The organism is Intestinirhabdus alba (genome assembly GCF_009711095.1).
GTDB lineage: Bacteria > Pseudomonadota > Gammaproteobacteria > Enterobacterales > Enterobacteriaceae > Intestinirhabdus > Intestinirhabdus alba.
The window spans coordinates 140,639-155,792 of sequence record NZ_WMJZ01000006.1; the positions used below are offsets into that span (position 1 = coordinate 140,639).

Annotated in this window: 17 protein-coding genes and 1 pseudogene; 11 read left to right on the forward strand and 7 right to left on the reverse strand. The window is 59.8% G+C overall.

Annotation, left to right across the window (positions count from 1 at the left end):
* Window positions 1-29: 29 nt before the first annotated feature.
* Entirely contained in the window at window positions 30-1,082 is a 1,053-nt protein-coding gene (gene eutR, locus GJV78_RS06505) for an HTH-type transcriptional regulator EutR (protein WP_155107560.1), read from the forward strand.
* A gap of 19 nt (window positions 1,083-1,101) precedes the next feature.
* Here eutR and hemF read toward each other — a convergent pair whose 3' ends face one another.
* Together hemF and amiA are read right to left on the reverse strand one after the other, a co-directional pair.
* The gene (gene hemF, locus GJV78_RS06510) at window positions 1,102-2,001 is read right to left on the reverse strand and encodes an oxygen-dependent coproporphyrinogen oxidase (protein ID WP_155107561.1); all 900 of its coding nucleotides are present in this window, start codon (window positions 1,999-2,001) and stop codon (window positions 1,102-1,104) included.
* On the reverse strand, window positions 1,998-2,867 hold the full coding sequence (gene amiA / locus GJV78_RS06515) for an N-acetylmuramoyl-L-alanine amidase AmiA (RefSeq protein ID WP_155107562.1): 870 nt from the start codon (window positions 2,865-2,867) through the stop codon (window positions 1,998-2,000). The genes hemF and amiA overlap by 4 nt, the downstream gene beginning before the upstream one ends.
* Before the next feature lie 550 nt (window positions 2,868-3,417).
* On the opposite strand from amiA, the gene GJV78_RS06520 reads away from it, so the two are divergent.
* The 4 genes from GJV78_RS06520 (at window position 3,418) to GJV78_RS06535 (ending at window position 5,906) form a co-directional block, all read left to right on the forward strand.
* Window positions 3,418-3,843 carry a GNAT family acetyltransferase gene (locus GJV78_RS06520; RefSeq protein ID WP_155107563.1) on the forward strand — a complete coding sequence of 142 codons (426 nt, stop codon included), beginning with the start codon at window positions 3,418-3,420 and terminating at the stop codon, window positions 3,841-3,843.
* Window positions 3,830-4,279 (forward strand): DUF2919 domain-containing protein, encoded by a 450-nt coding sequence (locus GJV78_RS06525; RefSeq protein WP_155107564.1) that lies wholly within the window; start codon window positions 3,830-3,832, stop codon window positions 4,277-4,279. The genes GJV78_RS06520 and GJV78_RS06525 overlap by 14 nt, the downstream gene beginning before the upstream one ends.
* A gap of 59 nt (window positions 4,280-4,338) precedes the next feature.
* Window positions 4,339-4,914 carry an RpoE-regulated lipoprotein gene (locus GJV78_RS06530; RefSeq protein ID WP_155107565.1) on the forward strand — a complete coding sequence of 192 codons (576 nt, stop codon included), beginning with the start codon at window positions 4,339-4,341 and terminating at the stop codon, window positions 4,912-4,914.
* Window positions 4,915-5,006: 92 nt separating this feature from the next.
* Entirely contained in the window at window positions 5,007-5,906 is a 900-nt protein-coding gene (locus GJV78_RS06535) for a Dyp-type peroxidase (protein WP_155107566.1), read from the forward strand.
* Here GJV78_RS06535 and GJV78_RS06540 read toward each other — a convergent pair.
* Window positions 5,842-6,060 (reverse strand): annotated as a pseudogene (locus GJV78_RS06540) (DUF559 domain-containing protein); the annotation flags it as partial. The gene GJV78_RS06535 and the pseudogene GJV78_RS06540 overlap by 65 nt on opposite strands.
* Before the next feature lie 150 nt (window positions 6,061-6,210).
* Between GJV78_RS06540 and GJV78_RS06545 the strand changes: the two are divergent.
* The 5 genes from GJV78_RS06545 (at window position 6,211) to cysM (ending at window position 10,999) form a co-directional block, all read left to right on the forward strand.
* Entirely contained in the window at window positions 6,211-7,227 is a 1,017-nt protein-coding gene (locus tag GJV78_RS06545; protein WP_155107567.1) for a sulfate ABC transporter substrate-binding protein, read from the forward strand.
* Window positions 7,228-8,061, forward strand: coding sequence for a sulfate/thiosulfate ABC transporter permease CysT (gene cysT, locus GJV78_RS06550; RefSeq protein WP_155107568.1), 834 nt, complete (start codon window positions 7,228-7,230; stop codon window positions 8,059-8,061).
* Window positions 8,061-8,936 (forward strand): sulfate/thiosulfate ABC transporter permease CysW, encoded by an 876-nt coding sequence (cysW, locus tag GJV78_RS06555; RefSeq protein WP_155107569.1) that lies wholly within the window; start codon window positions 8,061-8,063, stop codon window positions 8,934-8,936. Before cysT ends, cysW begins: the two co-directional genes overlap by 1 nt.
* A complete protein-coding gene (cysA, locus tag GJV78_RS06560) occupies window positions 8,926-10,023 on the forward strand; it encodes a sulfate/thiosulfate ABC transporter ATP-binding protein CysA (protein ID WP_155107570.1) in 1,098 nt (365 codons plus the stop codon). The genes cysW and cysA overlap by 11 nt, the downstream gene beginning before the upstream one ends.
* A 64-nt stretch (window positions 10,024-10,087) precedes the next feature.
* Window positions 10,088-10,999 (forward strand): cysteine synthase CysM, encoded by a 912-nt coding sequence (gene cysM, locus GJV78_RS06565; protein ID WP_167519410.1) that lies wholly within the window; start codon window positions 10,088-10,090, stop codon window positions 10,997-10,999.
* 99 nt (window positions 11,000-11,098) lie between these two features.
* Here the strand turns inward: cysM and GJV78_RS06570 are convergent, their stop codons facing one another.
* Together GJV78_RS06570 and GJV78_RS06575 are read right to left on the reverse strand one after the other, a co-directional pair.
* Window positions 11,099-11,461, reverse strand: a complete 363-nt coding sequence (locus tag GJV78_RS06570) for a YfeK family protein (protein WP_155107571.1) — start codon at window positions 11,459-11,461, stop codon at window positions 11,099-11,101.
* Window positions 11,462-11,504: 43 nt separating this feature from the next.
* On the reverse strand, window positions 11,505-11,642 hold the full coding sequence (locus GJV78_RS06575; protein ID WP_167519411.1) for a hypothetical protein: 138 nt from the start codon (window positions 11,640-11,642) through the stop codon (window positions 11,505-11,507).
* 167 nt (window positions 11,643-11,809) lie between these two features.
* Here GJV78_RS06575 and pdxK point away from each other — a divergent pair, with 167 nt between their 5' ends.
* Window positions 11,810-12,664: a pyridoxine/pyridoxal/pyridoxamine kinase gene (pdxK, locus tag GJV78_RS06580; protein WP_155107573.1), complete on the forward strand. Its 855-nt coding sequence runs from the start codon at window positions 11,810-11,812 to the stop codon at window positions 12,662-12,664.
* A gap of 181 nt (window positions 12,665-12,845) precedes the next feature.
* Here pdxK and crr read toward each other — a convergent pair whose 3' ends face one another.
* Both crr and ptsI read right to left on the reverse strand, forming a co-directional pair.
* Window positions 12,846-13,355 (reverse strand): PTS glucose transporter subunit IIA, encoded by a 510-nt coding sequence (gene crr, locus GJV78_RS06585; protein ID WP_155107574.1) that lies wholly within the window; start codon window positions 13,353-13,355, stop codon window positions 12,846-12,848.
* A 40-nt stretch (window positions 13,356-13,395) separates the two neighbouring features.
* Window positions 13,396-15,123 carry a phosphoenolpyruvate-protein phosphotransferase PtsI gene (ptsI, locus tag GJV78_RS06590; RefSeq protein WP_155107575.1) on the reverse strand — a complete coding sequence of 576 codons (1,728 nt, stop codon included), beginning with the start codon at window positions 15,121-15,123 and terminating at the stop codon, window positions 13,396-13,398.
* Window positions 15,124-15,154: the final 31 nt, after the last annotated feature.

Below are 15,154 nucleotides of genomic sequence, written 5' to 3' on the forward strand. Positions count from 1 at the left end.
ATCGTCTGCCGCTCCCGGCGAAAAAGATCATGAAAAAGACCCGTACAGCCAACTTGCACCATCTTTATCATGAAGCATTGCCCGAAGACGTTAAGCTTACGCCGCTGGTCGAAGTGGATAATGTGCATCAGCGGCAGACCACGGATGTCTATGAGCACGCCCTGACCATCACCGCCTGGCAGCAGATTTACGATCAGCTGCATCCGGGAAAATTTCACGGCGAGTTCACGGAAATTCTGCTCGACGAGATCCAGGTGTTCCGGGAATACACCGGCCTGGCGCTGCGCCAGTCCTGCCTGGTGTGGCCGAACTCCTTCTGGTTCGGTATTCCGGCGGCGCGCGGCGAACAGGGGTTTATCGGCTCCCAGTGCCTCGGCAGCGCCGAGATCGCCACCCGCCCCGGCGGAACGGAGTTTGAGCTGAATACGCCGGATGACTACACCATTCTTGGGGTGGTGATCTCTGAGGAGGTTATCTCCCGCCATGCCGCGTTTCTGCACCATCCGGAGCGGGTGCTGCATATGCTGCGCAGCCAGTCGGCGCTGGAGGTTCCGGCGCAGCACAAGGCGGCGCTGTGGGGTTTCGTCCAGCAGGCGCTGGCGACCTTCAGCGAGAATCCGGATCGCCTGCAGCAGGTGGCGGTGCGCAAGGTGCTGGGGGATAATCTGCTGCTGGCGATGGGCGCGATGCTGGAAGAGGCGCAGCCGATCAACACCGCCGAGAGCATCAGCCATCAGGGATACCGCAGGCTACTGACGCGCGCCAGGGAGTATGTGCTGGAGAATATGACGGAGCCGCTGACGGTGCTCGATCTCTGCAACCAGCTGCACGTCAGCCGCCGCACGCTGCAGAATGCCTGGCACGCCATTCTGGGAATTGGCCCGAATGCGTGGCTGAAGCGCATTCGCCTTAACGCGGTGCGCCGGGAGCTGATAAGCCCGTGGTCACGAAGCGCAACGGTAAAAGAGGCCGCCATGCAGTGGGGATTCTGGCATCTCGGGCAGTTCGCCACCGACTATCAGCAGCTGTTCGCTGAGAAGCCTTCGGTGACGCTGCATCAGCGGCTGCGCCGCTGGATGTAGGGGGCGGGGGACGGCGCGTTTATACCCAGTCGCGCGGGCGCAGAAAATCGCTCAGCGCCGCCTCCGGGCTGCCCGCTTCCGGCTGATAGTCATATTCCCAGCGCGCCAGCGGCGGCATCGACATCAGAATCGACTCGGTGCGGCCGCCGCTTTGCAGGCCGAACAGGGTGCCGCGATCCCACACCAGGTTGAACTCCACGTAGCGGCCCCGGCGATAGAGCTGAAAAGCGCGCTCCCGCTCGCCCCAGGCCATCTCTTTGCGCCGTTCGACGATGGGCAGATATGCATCGGTAAAGCCGTTGCCTGTCGCCTGCATAAAGGCAAAGCAGCGGTCGAAGTCCGGGGTATTCAGATCGTCGAAAAACAGCCCGCCGATGCCGCGCTGCTCGTTGCGATGCCGGAGGAAAAAGTAGTCGTCGCACCACTTTTTATAGCGCGGGTAAAGGTCTTCGCCAAACGGCTGGCAGAGATCGCGCGCGGTGCGGTGCCAGTGAACGGCATCCTCCGCAAAGCCGTAGCTGGGCGTTAAATCAAAGCCGCCGCCGAACCACCAGACCGCCCCGGCCCCCGGCTTTTCGGCGATGAAAAAGCGCACGTTGGCGTGGCTGGTGGGAACGTAGGGATTTTGCGGATGCACCACCAGCGACACGCCCATCGCCTCAAAGCTGCGGCCCGCCAGCTCAGGACGGTGGGCGGTAGCGGAGGCGGGCAGCGCCTCGCCGTGAACATGGGAAAAGTTTACCCCCGCCTGTTCAAACACCGCGCCGCGCAGGATCCGGCTGCGTCCGCCGCCGCCCGCCTCGCGCCGCCAGCTCTCCTCGACAAAGGTCGCGCCGTCCACGGCGGAAAGCTGCTGGCAGAGGGCCTCCTGCAGGCCGAGCAGATACGCTTTTACGCGACGGGCGTCAGGCGTTGTCATGAGCGCTTCCTCGCGTGGGCCTTCTGGTTATCAAACCAGTGGAAATAGCTGACCACGCCGTTGGCGATGGCGGTAGCGATTTTCTGGCGGAACGCCGTGCTGCCCAGCAGCCGCTCCTCTTCGGGGTTGGTGATAAAGGACGTCTCTACCAGCACCGAGGGGATCGACGGCGATTTCAGCACCACAAAGGCCGCCTGTTCCGTGGTCCGGCTGTGCAGACGGTGCACCGGCTTAATTTTCTTCAGAATATGTGAGCCCAGCGTCAGGCTGTTCTTAATGGTGTCGGTCTGTACCAGATCGAACAGCACCTGCTGGAGCAGGTGGTCTTTATCGGTGATCTTTTTTCCCGCCACCTCGTCGGCGCGGTTTTCGCGCTCGGAGAGGTACTTTGCCATGGCGCTGCTGGCCCCGCGGTTGGAGAGAGCAAACACCGAAGCACCCGCCGCGCCGGGGTTGGTAAAGCCGTCGGCGTGAATGGACATAAACAGATCCGCGCCGTGCTTGTGGGCGATTTCGACGCGGTCATAGAGCGGAATAAAGGTATCGCCGGAGCGCGTCAGGCGCGCGTCAATGCCCTGGCTGCGCAGGATGGTCCGCACGTTTTTGGCGATCGCCAGCACGACGTGTTTTTCTTTCGCGCCGCCGGGGCCGATGGCTCCGGTGTCGATGCCGCCGTGGCCGGGATCGAGTACCACGACACGCTTAGCCGACTTTTTTGGGGTTTTCGCGCTGTGCCCGCTGCGGGTCTTCAGCGCTTCCTGCTTCGCGGCGGCGTGGGGGAGGCCCGACAGCGTCAGGGCGGCCAGCCCGGCTTTCAGCACCTGGCGGCGCGAAGTGAGAGTTTTTAGCGGTTTAAAAGTGCTCATACGGCCTGAGTTGTAAATACTAAGTTCCAGATGTTATATCGTATCGCGTCATCCGTTACGACTGCGGTGGGTAATAATTGTTTTACCCCCGTCATACTTCAAGCTGCATGCGCGTTGGCTACGGGTTACTCGTCTCATCCATGAGACTCGCCCTGACGGGCCGCCGCTGCGCGGCGTTCAAATCTGCTCCCGACAGATTTGATGCTCACCCCGGTCACATAGTTTACTATGCTCCCGGGAATGAATGAGGGACATCCTTGTCCCTCACCGAAGGCGGCCTGTAGCCGTTCAAATTCGTTCCTGACGAATTTGTCGCTCACTTGCCGCGTGATTCGGCCCGCGGCCTCACCCCTTCGGGGCCAGCGCTACGGCTGTTCAAAACGCGCTGCGTTTTGTCATGCAACTCGAATTATTTAGGGGATACTTTTCATTTCAATAAGCGTCAGCCCGCCATTATGCCACTTTTTTCGCCGTTTCGCGTCAGATATTGGCTAACGCGGCGGTTCACGCCATAATCAGGGTTTTTACCCGCCAGAAGGTAGCCAGTGCCATGGAAATACGTGTTTTTCGTCAGGAAGATTTCGAAGAGGTGATCACCCTCTGGGAGCGCTGCGATCTGCTGCGTCCATGGAACGATCCGGAAATGGATATTGAACGTAAAATGCACCATGACGTCAGCCTGTTTCTCGTCGCCGAGGTCAACGGCGAAGTGGTTGGCACGGTGATGGGCGGCTATGACGGCCACCGTGGTTCGGCATACTACCTTGGCGTACACCCTGAGTATCGCGGCCGCGGGATCGCCAACGCCCTGCTTAACCGGCTGGAGAAAAAGCTCATTGCCCGCGGCTGCCCGACCATCCAGATTAAAGTGCCGGAAGATAACGAGATGGTGCTCGGCATGTATGAGCGCCTGGGCTATGAGCATTCGGACGCGCTGAGCCTGGGGAAACGTCTGATCGAAGATGAAGAGTATTGACTTTCACCCCGCCGATTATGACGGCCACGGCAGGCTGCGCCTGCCCTTGCTGTTCTGGGGCGTCCTGCTGCTGCAGGCGCGCACCTGGGTGCTGTTTGTCATCGCAGGCGCTTCCCGCGAGCAGGGAAGCGCGCTGCTGAACCTGTTTTATCCCGACAGCGAGAATTTCTGGCTGGGGCTGCTCCCCGGCCTGCCGGCGGTGCTGGCCTTTTTGCTCAGCGGCAGGCGCGCCGGCTGGCCCGGCGCGTGGCGCGCCCTGTGGCCACTGCTGGTTCTGGCGCAGCTGGCGCTGCTCTGCTGGCAGCCGACGCTGTGGCTGACCGGCGATCCGGTCAACGGCGCGGGCCTGGCGCTGGTAGTGGCCGACTGCGTTGCGCTGTTCTGGCTGCTGACCAACCGGCGGCTGCGCGCCTGCTTTATTCCGCAAAAGGAGTAACGGCACTTTTTAGCGACGCCGCACTCAAAGCAACGTTTATTAATTAAGAAGGATGTGTGATGAAATCGCTGCGTTTGACTTTATGCGTAATGCCGCTGGTGCTGAGCGGCTGCTCAACGCTCTCGTCTGTCAACTGGTCCGCCGCCAATCCGTGGAACTGGTTTGGCTCCTCGACGGAGGTGACGGAGCAGGGCGTCGGAGAGCTCACCGCCGACACGCCGCTGGAAGAGCAGGCCATTGCCGATGCGCTGGACGGTGACTATCGCCTGCGCGGCGGCATGAAAACCGCTAACGGCACCGTGGTGCGCTTTTTTGAGGCGATGAAGGATGACAACGTGGCGATGGTGATCCACGGCGACGAAGAGGCCATCAGCCGCATCGACGTGCTTGACAAGGATATTGAAGCCGGGGCGGGGGGAGCCATCGGCACGCCCTTCGGCGATCTCTACAGTAAAGCCTTCGGCAACTGCCAGCCGGCCACCGGCGACGATCGCGGCGCGGTGGAGTGTCGGGCCGAGGGAAGTCAGCACGTCAGCTATCTGTTTACCGGCCAGTGGCGCGGTCCGGAGGGGCTGATGCCCTCCGATGACGCCCTGAGATTGTGGACGATTAGCAAAATTGTCTGGCGTCGTTAATTTGCGCCCGGACAAGCCGCCTCGCTGAAAAGATCGCTACAATAGCGCCATCAATGCCACAAGCCGTGGCATTTTCATTTTCAGGAGGAACAATGTCTCAGGTTCAGAGCGGCATTTTGCCGGAACATTGCCGGGCGGCGATTTGGATTGAAGCCAGCGTGAAAGGGGATATCGACGCCCTGCGCGCGGCCAGTAAAATTTTTGTCGATAAGCTGGCGACCTTCGACGCGGCATTTCCTGAGGCTCAGTCCGGGGCGGTGGTGGCGTTCGGCCACCGCGTCTGGCACGCCCTCAGCGGCGGGACCGGCGCAGACGAGCTGAAGGCGTATCCCGGCTACGGCAACGGTCTGGCACCGGCTACCCAGCACGACGTGCTGATCCATATTCTCTCTCTGCGCCACGACGTCAACTTCTCCATCGCCCGGGCGGCAATGGAGGCCTTTGGCGACTGCATTGAGGTGAAATCGGAAGTGCACGGCTTCCGCTGGGTGGAAGATCGCGACCTTAGCGGCTTCGTTGACGGCACGGAAAACCCGGCAGGGGAGGAGACCCGCCGCAGCGTGGCGGTGATTAACGACGGCGTCGACGCGGGCGGCAGCTACGTGCTGGTTCAGCGCTGGGAGCACAACCTGCAGCAGCTCGACCGGATGAGCATCCACGATCAGGAGATGATGATTGGCCGTACTAAAGCGGCTAATGAAGAGATCGACGGCGATGCGCGTCCGGCGACTTCGCACCTGACCCGGGTCGATCTGAAAGAGGAGGGTAAGGGGCTGAAGATCGTGCGCCAGAGCCTGCCGTACGGCACCGCCAGCGGCACTCACGGCCTCTATTTTTGCGCCTACTGCGCGCGCCTGTACAACATCGAGCAGCAGCTGCTGAGCATGTTCGGCGACGCCGACGGCAAGCGAGACGCTATGCTGCGCTTCACCCGGCCGGTGACCGGCGGCTACTACTTTGCCCCGTCGCTGGATCGGCTGCTGGCGCTGTGAGTGACTTCCCTCGCCCTGGCCCTCTCCCCGGACTGTACACAGGAAGAGGGCCGGGGTGAGGGGCAAGTATTTTCTCCATCACCGCCTCCTCATGATGCTCAAACTCATTATTCCAGAAGCGTACAACCCGCCATCCCTGAACCCGCGGCCAGCGGGTGCGACGAGCGCGGAGTAAAGCTTCGCCAGGCGCTTATTCTCTTTTCGACTTTCAAATCAGCAAACGATATATAAAACCGTTACTTGTTTTGCACCGGTTATAAATACTATGGCTATAAGAAAGTCATCAAATTTATAAGGGTGCGCAATGGCCGTTAACTTCCTGAAAAAACGTTCTCTGACGCTGCTGGCGATCCTGCTGCTGACCGGGCAGGCACAGGCGACGGCGCTGCTCAACAGCTCCTACGATGTTTCCCGCGAGCTGTTTGCCGCCCTTAACCCGCCCTTTGAACAGCAGTGGGCGAAAGACAACGGCGGCGACAGGTTGACGATTAAGCAGTCTCACGCCGGCTCGTCGAAGCAGGCGCTGGCGATTCTGCAGGGGCTGAAGGCCGACGTGGTGACCTATAACCAGGTGACCGACGTGCAGATCCTCCACGACAGGGGCAGGCTGCTTCCCGCCGACTGGCAAAGCCGCCTGCCCAACAACAGTTCGCCGTTTTACTCCACGATGGGATTCCTGGTCCGTAAAGGCAACCCGAAAAATATCCACGACTGGAATGACTTAGTGCGTTCCGATGTAAAACTGATTTTCCCGAACCCGAAAACCTCAGGCAATGCCCGCTACACCTACCTCGCCGCATGGGGCGCGGCGGACAAGGCTGACGGCGGCGATAAAGCCAAAACCGGGCGCTTCATGACGCAGTTTCTGAAGAACGTTGAAGTGTTCGATACCGGCGGCCGCGGCGCAACCACCACTTTCGCCGAGCGCGGGCTGGGCGACGTGCTGATTAGCTTCGAATCGGAAGTGAATAATATCCGCAAACAGTATGAAGATCAGGGCTTTGAGGTCGTTATTCCGAAAACCAATATCCTTGCCGAGTTCCCGGTGGCCTGGGTGGATAAAAACGTCCAGGCCAACGGAACGGAAAAAGCGGCGAAAGCCTATCTGAACTGGCTTTACGGCCCGCAGGCCCAGGCCATCATTACCGACTTTTATTACCGGGTGAACAATCCGCAGCTGATGGACAAGCTGCAGGATAAATTTCCGCAGACCGCGCTGTTCCGCGTGGAGGAGCAGTTCGGTCCGTGGCCGGAGGTGATGAAAACCCATTTTGCCAGCGGTGGCGAGTTCGACAGGCTGCTGGCGGCGGGGCGCAAATAAATGTTTGCGGTCTCATCCAGACGGGTTCTGCCCGGTTTTACCCTGAGCCTTGGCACCAGCCTGCTGTTTATCTGCCTGATCCTGCTGCTGCCGCTGAGCGCGCTGGTGATGCAGCTCTCCCGGATGAGCCTTGAGCAGTACTGGGAGGTTATTTCTAATCCGCAGGTGGTGGCGGCGTACAAAGTGACGCTGCTTGCGGCGCTGGTGGCCTCGGCGTTTAACGGGGCGTTTGGCCTGCTGATGGCGTGGATCTTAACCCGCTATCGCTTTCCCGGCCGCACGCTGCTGGACGCGCTGATGGACCTGCCCTTCGCCCTGCCAACGGCGGTGGCGGGCCTGACCCTGGCCTCGCTGTTTTCGCTTAACGGCTTCTACGGTGAGTGGCTGGCGAAGATCGATATTAAGGTCACCTACACCTGGCTGGGCATTGCGGTGGCGATGGCGTTCACCAGCATCCCGTTTGTGGTGCGCACCGTCCAGCCGGTGCTGGAAGATCTGGGGCCGGAGTATGAAGAGGCGGCGGAAACTCTCGGTGCCACGCGGCTGCAAAGCTTTCGTCGGGTGGTGCTGCCGGAGCTGGCTCCCGCGCTGATTGCCGGGGTGGCGCTCTCGTTTACCCGCAGCCTGGGGGAGTTTGGCGCGGTTATTTTCATCGCCGGGAACATCGCGTGGAAGACAGAGGTCACCTCGCTGATGATCTTTGTTCGTCTGCAGGAGTTTGACTATCCGGCCGCCAGCGCCATCGCTTCGGTGATCCTCGCCGCGTCGCTGCTGCTGCTGTTTTCTATCAACACTCTGCAAAGCCGCTATGGGCGGCGGGTGGTAGGTCATTAATGGCGAGCGTAGCGCGGTTGACGCATTTTGATGCGCCCCGGATCAACTGGGGAAAATGGGTGCTTATCGGCACCGGAATGCTGGTATCGGCGTTTATCCTGCTGGTGCCGACAGTCTTTATTTTTGTGCAGGCCTTCAGCAAGGGAGTGCTGCCGGTTCTGCAGAACCTCGCCGATCCCGACATGCTGCACGCCATCTGGCTGACGGTGCTGATTGCGCTAATCGCGGTGCCGGTGAACCTGGTCTTCGGCGTGCTGCTGGCCTGGCTGGTGACGCGCTTTACCTTTCCGGGACGCCAGCTGCTGCTGACCCTGCTGGACATTCCCTTCGCCGTTTCGCCGGTGGTGGCGGGTCTGGTCTACCTGCTGTTTTACGGCTCCAACGGCCCGCTGGGCGACTGGCTGGACGCGCACAATCTGCAGATTATGTTCTCCTGGCCGGGGATGGCGCTGGTGACCATTTTTGTCACCTGCCCGTTCGTGGTGCGCGAACTGGTGCCGGTGATGCTGAGCCAGGGCAGCCACGAGGACGAGGCGGCGATTCTGCTCGGTGCCTCCGGCTGGCAGATGTTCCGCCGGGTGACGCTGCCTAACATCCGCTGGGCGCTGCTTTACGGCGTGGTGCTGACCAATGCCCGCGCCATCGGCGAGTTCGGCGCGGTGTCGGTGGTCTCCGGTTCGATTCGCGGCGAAACCCTGTCGCTGCCGCTGCAGATTGAACTTCTGGAGCAGGACTATAATACCGTTGGCTCCTTTACCGCCGCCGCGCTGCTGACGCTGATGGCGATTATCACCCTGTTTTTAAAGAGTCTGTTGCAGTGGCGGCTGGAGAATCAGCAAAAGCGTGCGCAGCGGGAGGAAAACCATGAGCATTGAGATTGCCTGCATTAAAAAGTCTTTTGGTCGCACTCAGGTACTGAACGATATTTCGCTGGATATTTCTTCGGGACAGATGGTGGCCCTGCTGGGGCCGTCCGGCTCCGGTAAAACCACGCTGCTGCGCATTATTGCCGGGCTGGAGCATCAGACCAGCGGGCATATCCGCTTCCACGGCGTGGACGTCAGCCGCCTGCACGCCCGGGAGCGCAAGGTTGGCTTTGTGTTCCAGCACTACGCGCTGTTTCGCCATATGACGGTGTTTGACAATATCGCCTTTGGTCTGACGGTGCTGCCTAAGCGCGAGCGTCCGCGGGCCGGAGCTATTAAAGCGAAGGTGATGAAGCTGCTGGAGATGGTGCAGCTGGCCCACCTGGCGGATCGCTTTCCGGCGCAGCTCTCCGGCGGCCAGAAGCAGCGCGTGGCCCTGGCGCGCGCCCTGGCGGTGGAGCCGCAGATTCTGCTGCTCGACGAGCCGTTCGGTGCCCTTGACGCTCAGGTGCGTAAAGAGCTGCGCCGCTGGCTGCGTCAGCTTCACGAGGAGCTGAAGTTTACCAGCGTATTCGTTACCCACGATCAGGAAGAGGCAACGGAGGTGGCGGATCGCGTGGTGGTGATGAGCCAGGGTAATATTGAGCAGGTCGACGCGCCGGACCGCGTCTGGCGCGAGCCGGCAACCCGCTTTGTGCTGGAGTTTATGGGCGAGGTTAACCGCCTGCAGGGCACCGTGCGCGGCGGACAGTTCCACGTTGGTGCCCATCGCTGGCCGCTGGGCTATACGCCCGCTTACCAGGGGCCGGTGGATCTGTTCCTGCGCCCGTGGGAAGTGGACGTCAGCCGTCGCACCAGCCTCGATTCGCCGCTGCCGGTACAGGTGCTGGAGGCCAGCCCGAAGGGACATTACACCCAATTAGTCGTGCAGCCGCTGGGGTGGTACAACGCGCCGCTGTCGGTGGTGATGCAGGGCGATGACGCGCCGGGGCGGGGCGAGCGGTTATATATTGGCCTGGGCAACGCGCGCTTATATCACGGCGATCGGCGCATTGAAAACGGCGATGAGGCGCTTGCCCTGGCGCAGAGCGCTTGATAGGTTAGCCGTACGTTTCTTGCCCGGCGGCGCTGCGTGCCGGGCTTTTTATTGGATAGCGCTGGTGAACACATTAGAACAGACAATTGGCAATACCCCTCTGGTAAAGCTGCAGCGAATGACGCCGGACAACGGTAGTGAAATCTGGGTCAAGCTGGAAGGGAATAATCCGGCGGGATCGGTGAAAGATCGCGCGGCGCTGTCGATGATCGTGCAGGCGGAAAAGCGCGGGGAGATCGCTCCCGGCGACGTGCTGATCGAAGCGACCAGCGGCAATACCGGGATCGCGCTGGCGATGATCGCCGCCCTGAAAGGCTACCGGATGAAGCTGCTGATGCCGGACAACATGAGCCAGGAGCGGCGGGCGGCGATGCGCGCCTACGGCGCGGAGCTGATCCTGGTCACCCGGGAGCAGGGAATGGAAGGGGCGCGGGATCTGGCCCGGGCGATGGCCCGGCGCGGCGAGGGCCGGCTGTTGGATCAGTTTAATAATCCCGATAATCCCTATGCCCACTACACCACCACCGGGCCGGAAATCTGGCGGCAGACCGGCGGGCGTATAACCCATTTTGTCTCCAGCATGGGCACCACCGGCACCATTACCGGGGTGGCGCGCTTTCTCCGGCAGCAGGAAAAGCCGGTTGTCGTCGTCGGCCTGCAGCCGGAGGCGGGCAGCAGCATTCCGGGGATTCGCCGCTGGCCTGCGGAGTATCTGCCGGGCATATTCGATGCCGCGCTGGTGGACCAGGTGCTGGATATTGATCAGCGGGAGGCAGAAAACGCCATGCGCGAGCTGGCGGTGCGGGAGGGGATCTTCTGCGGGGTCAGCTCCGGTGGGGCGGTGGCCGGGGCGCTGCGGGTGGCGCGGGCCAACCCCGGCGCGATCGTGGTGGCCATTATCTGCGATCGCGGCGATCGCTATCTCTCCACCGGCGTCTTCGGCGAGGAGCACTTCACTCAGGGAGCCGGGATTTAAAGTATGCCGGGCAGGGACGCCACTGCCCGGCATACTTTCGGCCCGCCTTACGCTTTGCGAACGAGCGCATTTCCGGGCGGTGGGTTTGACGAGGAAGCGTTACTGGAGCGTTTTGTCCGTTTCGGTGATTAACGCATGGAGATAGGGCTGGGCCTTCTCATCGCTTTTTCCGGGGATCCTCACCATATAGGGCTTTTTCGTTATCGATGATGACGACGCCACTTTATCTATAAACTGTTCGGCGGTGTTGATACGGTTGCGGGTGTTACTCAGCTTCAGGCGCAGATGCGATACGGCTTCGTCGCTGCTGTGCTCCGTGCCGTTGCGTATAAAGATCAGCGTCTTCTGCTGCGCCAGCGCCTCCAGCATAGCGCCGATCCGCGCCTCTTCATGGGCGTTCAGGCGGGCAAAGGCGGGGAAAGTCATCAGGAGCGCGGTGGCCACGCATAAAAACTTGTTCATTGGTATATCCTTAAATTCATCATTCCTTGTTTAACCGCCTATGTTATACGGTGATATACCGCGCTTCTGCAAGGATCATTTTGCCCTGTAAGGCGGCGGCTGCGGCCCGCCAAAAACCACCAGATCCCGCGCCGGCGGGCAAACTGCCGCTGATGGCCTGCTGAAGAATGCTGTTAAACATTTCGCTGACGGTTTTCCCGACGGTCATTATTGACCTATGACAAAATGAATTTTAGCATACGCCGATATTAGGCCGTGTCCCTTAACCGGGCGTGGCGTCGCCGCTCAAGAACGGTTAAGGGACGCCTGGTGAGCCGACGGCCCGCGGCCAGGCGGGAGGAGAGGGAGATGGGGCAGAAGAGTGAGATACAGTCAGTTCTCTTTGACGATAAGCATCGGGCGATACAGAGCGATATTGTCGCTATTCAGTCACAGGTGGTGTACGGCAGCGTAGGCAACAGCATCGCGGTACCCGCCATTCAGGCCCAGGGATTGCGGGTCACGGCGGTGCCGACGGTGCTGCTAAGCAACACGCCGCATTATGAAACGTTTTACGGCGGCATTATTCCCGCCGACTGGTTCGGCGGCTATCTGCAGGCCCTGGATGAGCGCGACGCGCTGCGCGAGCTGAAGGCCGTCACTACCGGCTATATGGGCAGCGCGCAGCAGATTGTGCTGCTGGCGCAGTGGCTGAAGAGGGTGCGGGCGGCGCATCCGCAGGTCTGTATTCTGGTCGATCCGGTGATGGGCGATACCGACAGCGGGATGTATGTAAAAGCGGAGATCCCGGAGGCCTGTCGTGAACATCTGCTGCCGCTGGCCCAGGGGCTGACGCCTAACGTCTTTGAGCTGGAGAGGCTAAGCGGTAAACCCTGCGCCACGCTGGAGCAGGCGGTGGAGGCCGCGAGGTCGCTGCTTACCGACACGCTGCGGTGGATCGTCATCACCAGCGCGCCGGGGCAATGCCCTGAGACGATCAACGTCGCCGTTGTTACCGCCGATTCACTGGAGGTGATAGGCCATCCGCGGGTGGAGGCCGATCTCAAGGGAACCGGCGATCTGTTCTGCGCGGAGCTGATCGGTGCCTTAGTCCGGGGTAAGCCGCTGGTGCAGGCGGCACGGCGCGCCGCCGGGCGCGTGCAGGAAGTGATGGCCTGGACGCAGAAGTGCGGCTGTGATGAGCTGATTCTGCCGCCGGAATGACCGGGCTGGCGCTGTATAAATGCACGTGCATAATCATTCGCAGACAGGCCGGGGCGTTCAGGAGCAGAGGGGAGAGAGCGTGACTTGATGACCGGCAGGGAGAGCGCCTTAAACCGACGGCGGCCGCCGGCAAACCAAAGAAAAATGGCACCTTCGGGTGCCATTTTCACTGCGGCAAGAGCTACTTCTTGATGCGAATAACCGGGGTCTCGCCGACGGTTACGCTGCCGGACAGTTTAACCAGCTCTTTGATCTCGTCCATGTTGGAGATCACCACCGGCGTCAGGGTTGACTTAGCCTTTTCTTCCAGCAGCGGCAGGTCGAATTCAATGACCGGATCGCCAACCTTCACGCGCTGGCCCTCTTCGGCGATGCGCCTGAAGCCTTCGCCTTTCAGCTCAACGGTATCGATACCGAAGTGGACAAACAGTTCGATACCGCTGTCGGATTCGATAGAGAACGCATGGTTGGTTTCAAAGATTTTGCCGATGGTGCCATCGACGGGGGCAACCATTTTGTTGCCGGTCGGCTTGATGGCGATACCGTCGCCAACGATTTTTTCAGCAAAAACAACATCCGGCACGTCTTCGATGTTGACGATCTCACCGGAGAGCGGAGCTACAATCTCAATAGTTCCGGCATCTTTTTTGTCATCAGAAACCAGAGATTTCAGTTTATCGAACAAACCCATGATCTTCTCCTAAGCAGTAAATTGGGCCGCGTCTCGTGGATTAGCAGATTGTTTTTTCTTCAATGAACTTGTTAACCAGCGTCATTAACTCGTCCGTTGTCGGTTGAGCAAGAGCCTGCTCTGCTAACACTTTCGCATCTTTGAAGTTCGTGTTACGGATAATCTTCTTGATGCGCGGAATAGAAATGGCGCTCATTGAGAATTCGTCCAGCCCCATTCCCAGCAACAGAAGTGTAGCACGTTCATCACCTGCAAGCTCACCACACATGCCAGTCCATTTACCTTCAGCATGAGAAGCATCAATAACCTGCTTGATCAAGTTCAGCACGGACGGTGACATGGGTTGGTAAAGATGGGAGATCATATCATTACCACGGTCAACCGCGAGAGTGTACTGTGTCAAATCATTGGTACCTATGCTAAAGAAATCCACCTCTTTGGCCAGATGGCGCGCGATGGTCGCCGCCGCGGGCGTTTCCACCATGACGCCAATCTCAATGGCCTCATCAAACGCCTGGCCTTCGGCCCTTAGCTCCTGCTTGTAGGTTTCGATCTCTTTGCGCAGCGCCCGCACTTCCTCTACGGAGATGATCATCGGGAACATGATGCGCAGCTTACCGAACGCGGAAGCGCGCAGAATCGCCCGTACCTGGTCGCGCAGAATCTCTTTACGATCCATTGCGATACGCACGGCGCGCCAGCCGAGGAACGGGTTTTCTTCTTTCGGAAAGTTCATGTACGGCAGCTCTTTGTCGCCGCCGATGTCCATGGTGCGCACGATCACCGCCTGAGAGCCGCAGGCCTCTGCAACGGCTTTATAAGCGGCAAACTGCTCCTCTTCGGTTGGCAGCGCGTCGCGGTCCATAAACAGAAACTCAGTACGGTACAGGCCCACGCCCTCCGCGCCGTTGCGCTCTGCGCCTTCGACATCACGGACGGTGCCGATGTTGGCGCACACTTCCACCTGGTGCCCGTCCAGGGTGATAGCCGGCAGATCTTTCAGCTTGGCAAGCTCCGCTTTTTCAGTGGCGACCTGCTGCTGAACGGCGCGCAGCTTTTCAATCTCGTCGTTGGTCGGATTGACGTAAACATGGTTGTTTACGGCATCCAGAATCAGATAGTCGCCGTTTTTTACCTGCGACGTTACGCTGCCTGTACCCACAATCGCCGGTAGTTCTAAAGAACGGGCCATGATGGAGGTATGCGAAGTGCGTCCTCCCGCATCGGTGATAAAACCCAGCACCTTCTGCAGGTTCAATTGTGCGGTTTCGGACGGGGTCAGATCGGTGGCAACGAGGATCACTTCGTCCTGGATCGCGCTCAGATCGATAATGGCCAGACCCAGGATATTGCGCAGCAGGCGTTTACCGATGTCGCGTACGTCGGCCGCACGCTCTTTCAGATACTCGTCATCCAGCTCTTCGAGGGCAGAGGCCTGACCTTCGATAATTTCATGGGCGGCCGCGTCGGCCGTCATGTGCTTATCTTTAATCAGGGCTATGATTTCCTGCTCCAGCTCCTCATCTTCGAGCAGCATGATGTGCCCTTCGAAGATAGCTTCTTTTTCTTCGCCGAACGTTTCGCCAGCTTTGGTTTTGATCGCTTCCAGCTGGGCGGATGCGCTGGCCCGACCGCTCAGAAAACGCTCAATTTCCCGATCGATCTTGTCGGCAGAAATTTTTTTCCGGTCAATGACGATCTCGTCTTCTTTCAGCAGCAGAGCTTTGCCGAAAGCGATACCCGGGGACGCTAAAATGCCTGAAATCATAACCCTACCTTACTTGTGACTGATTTTTAAA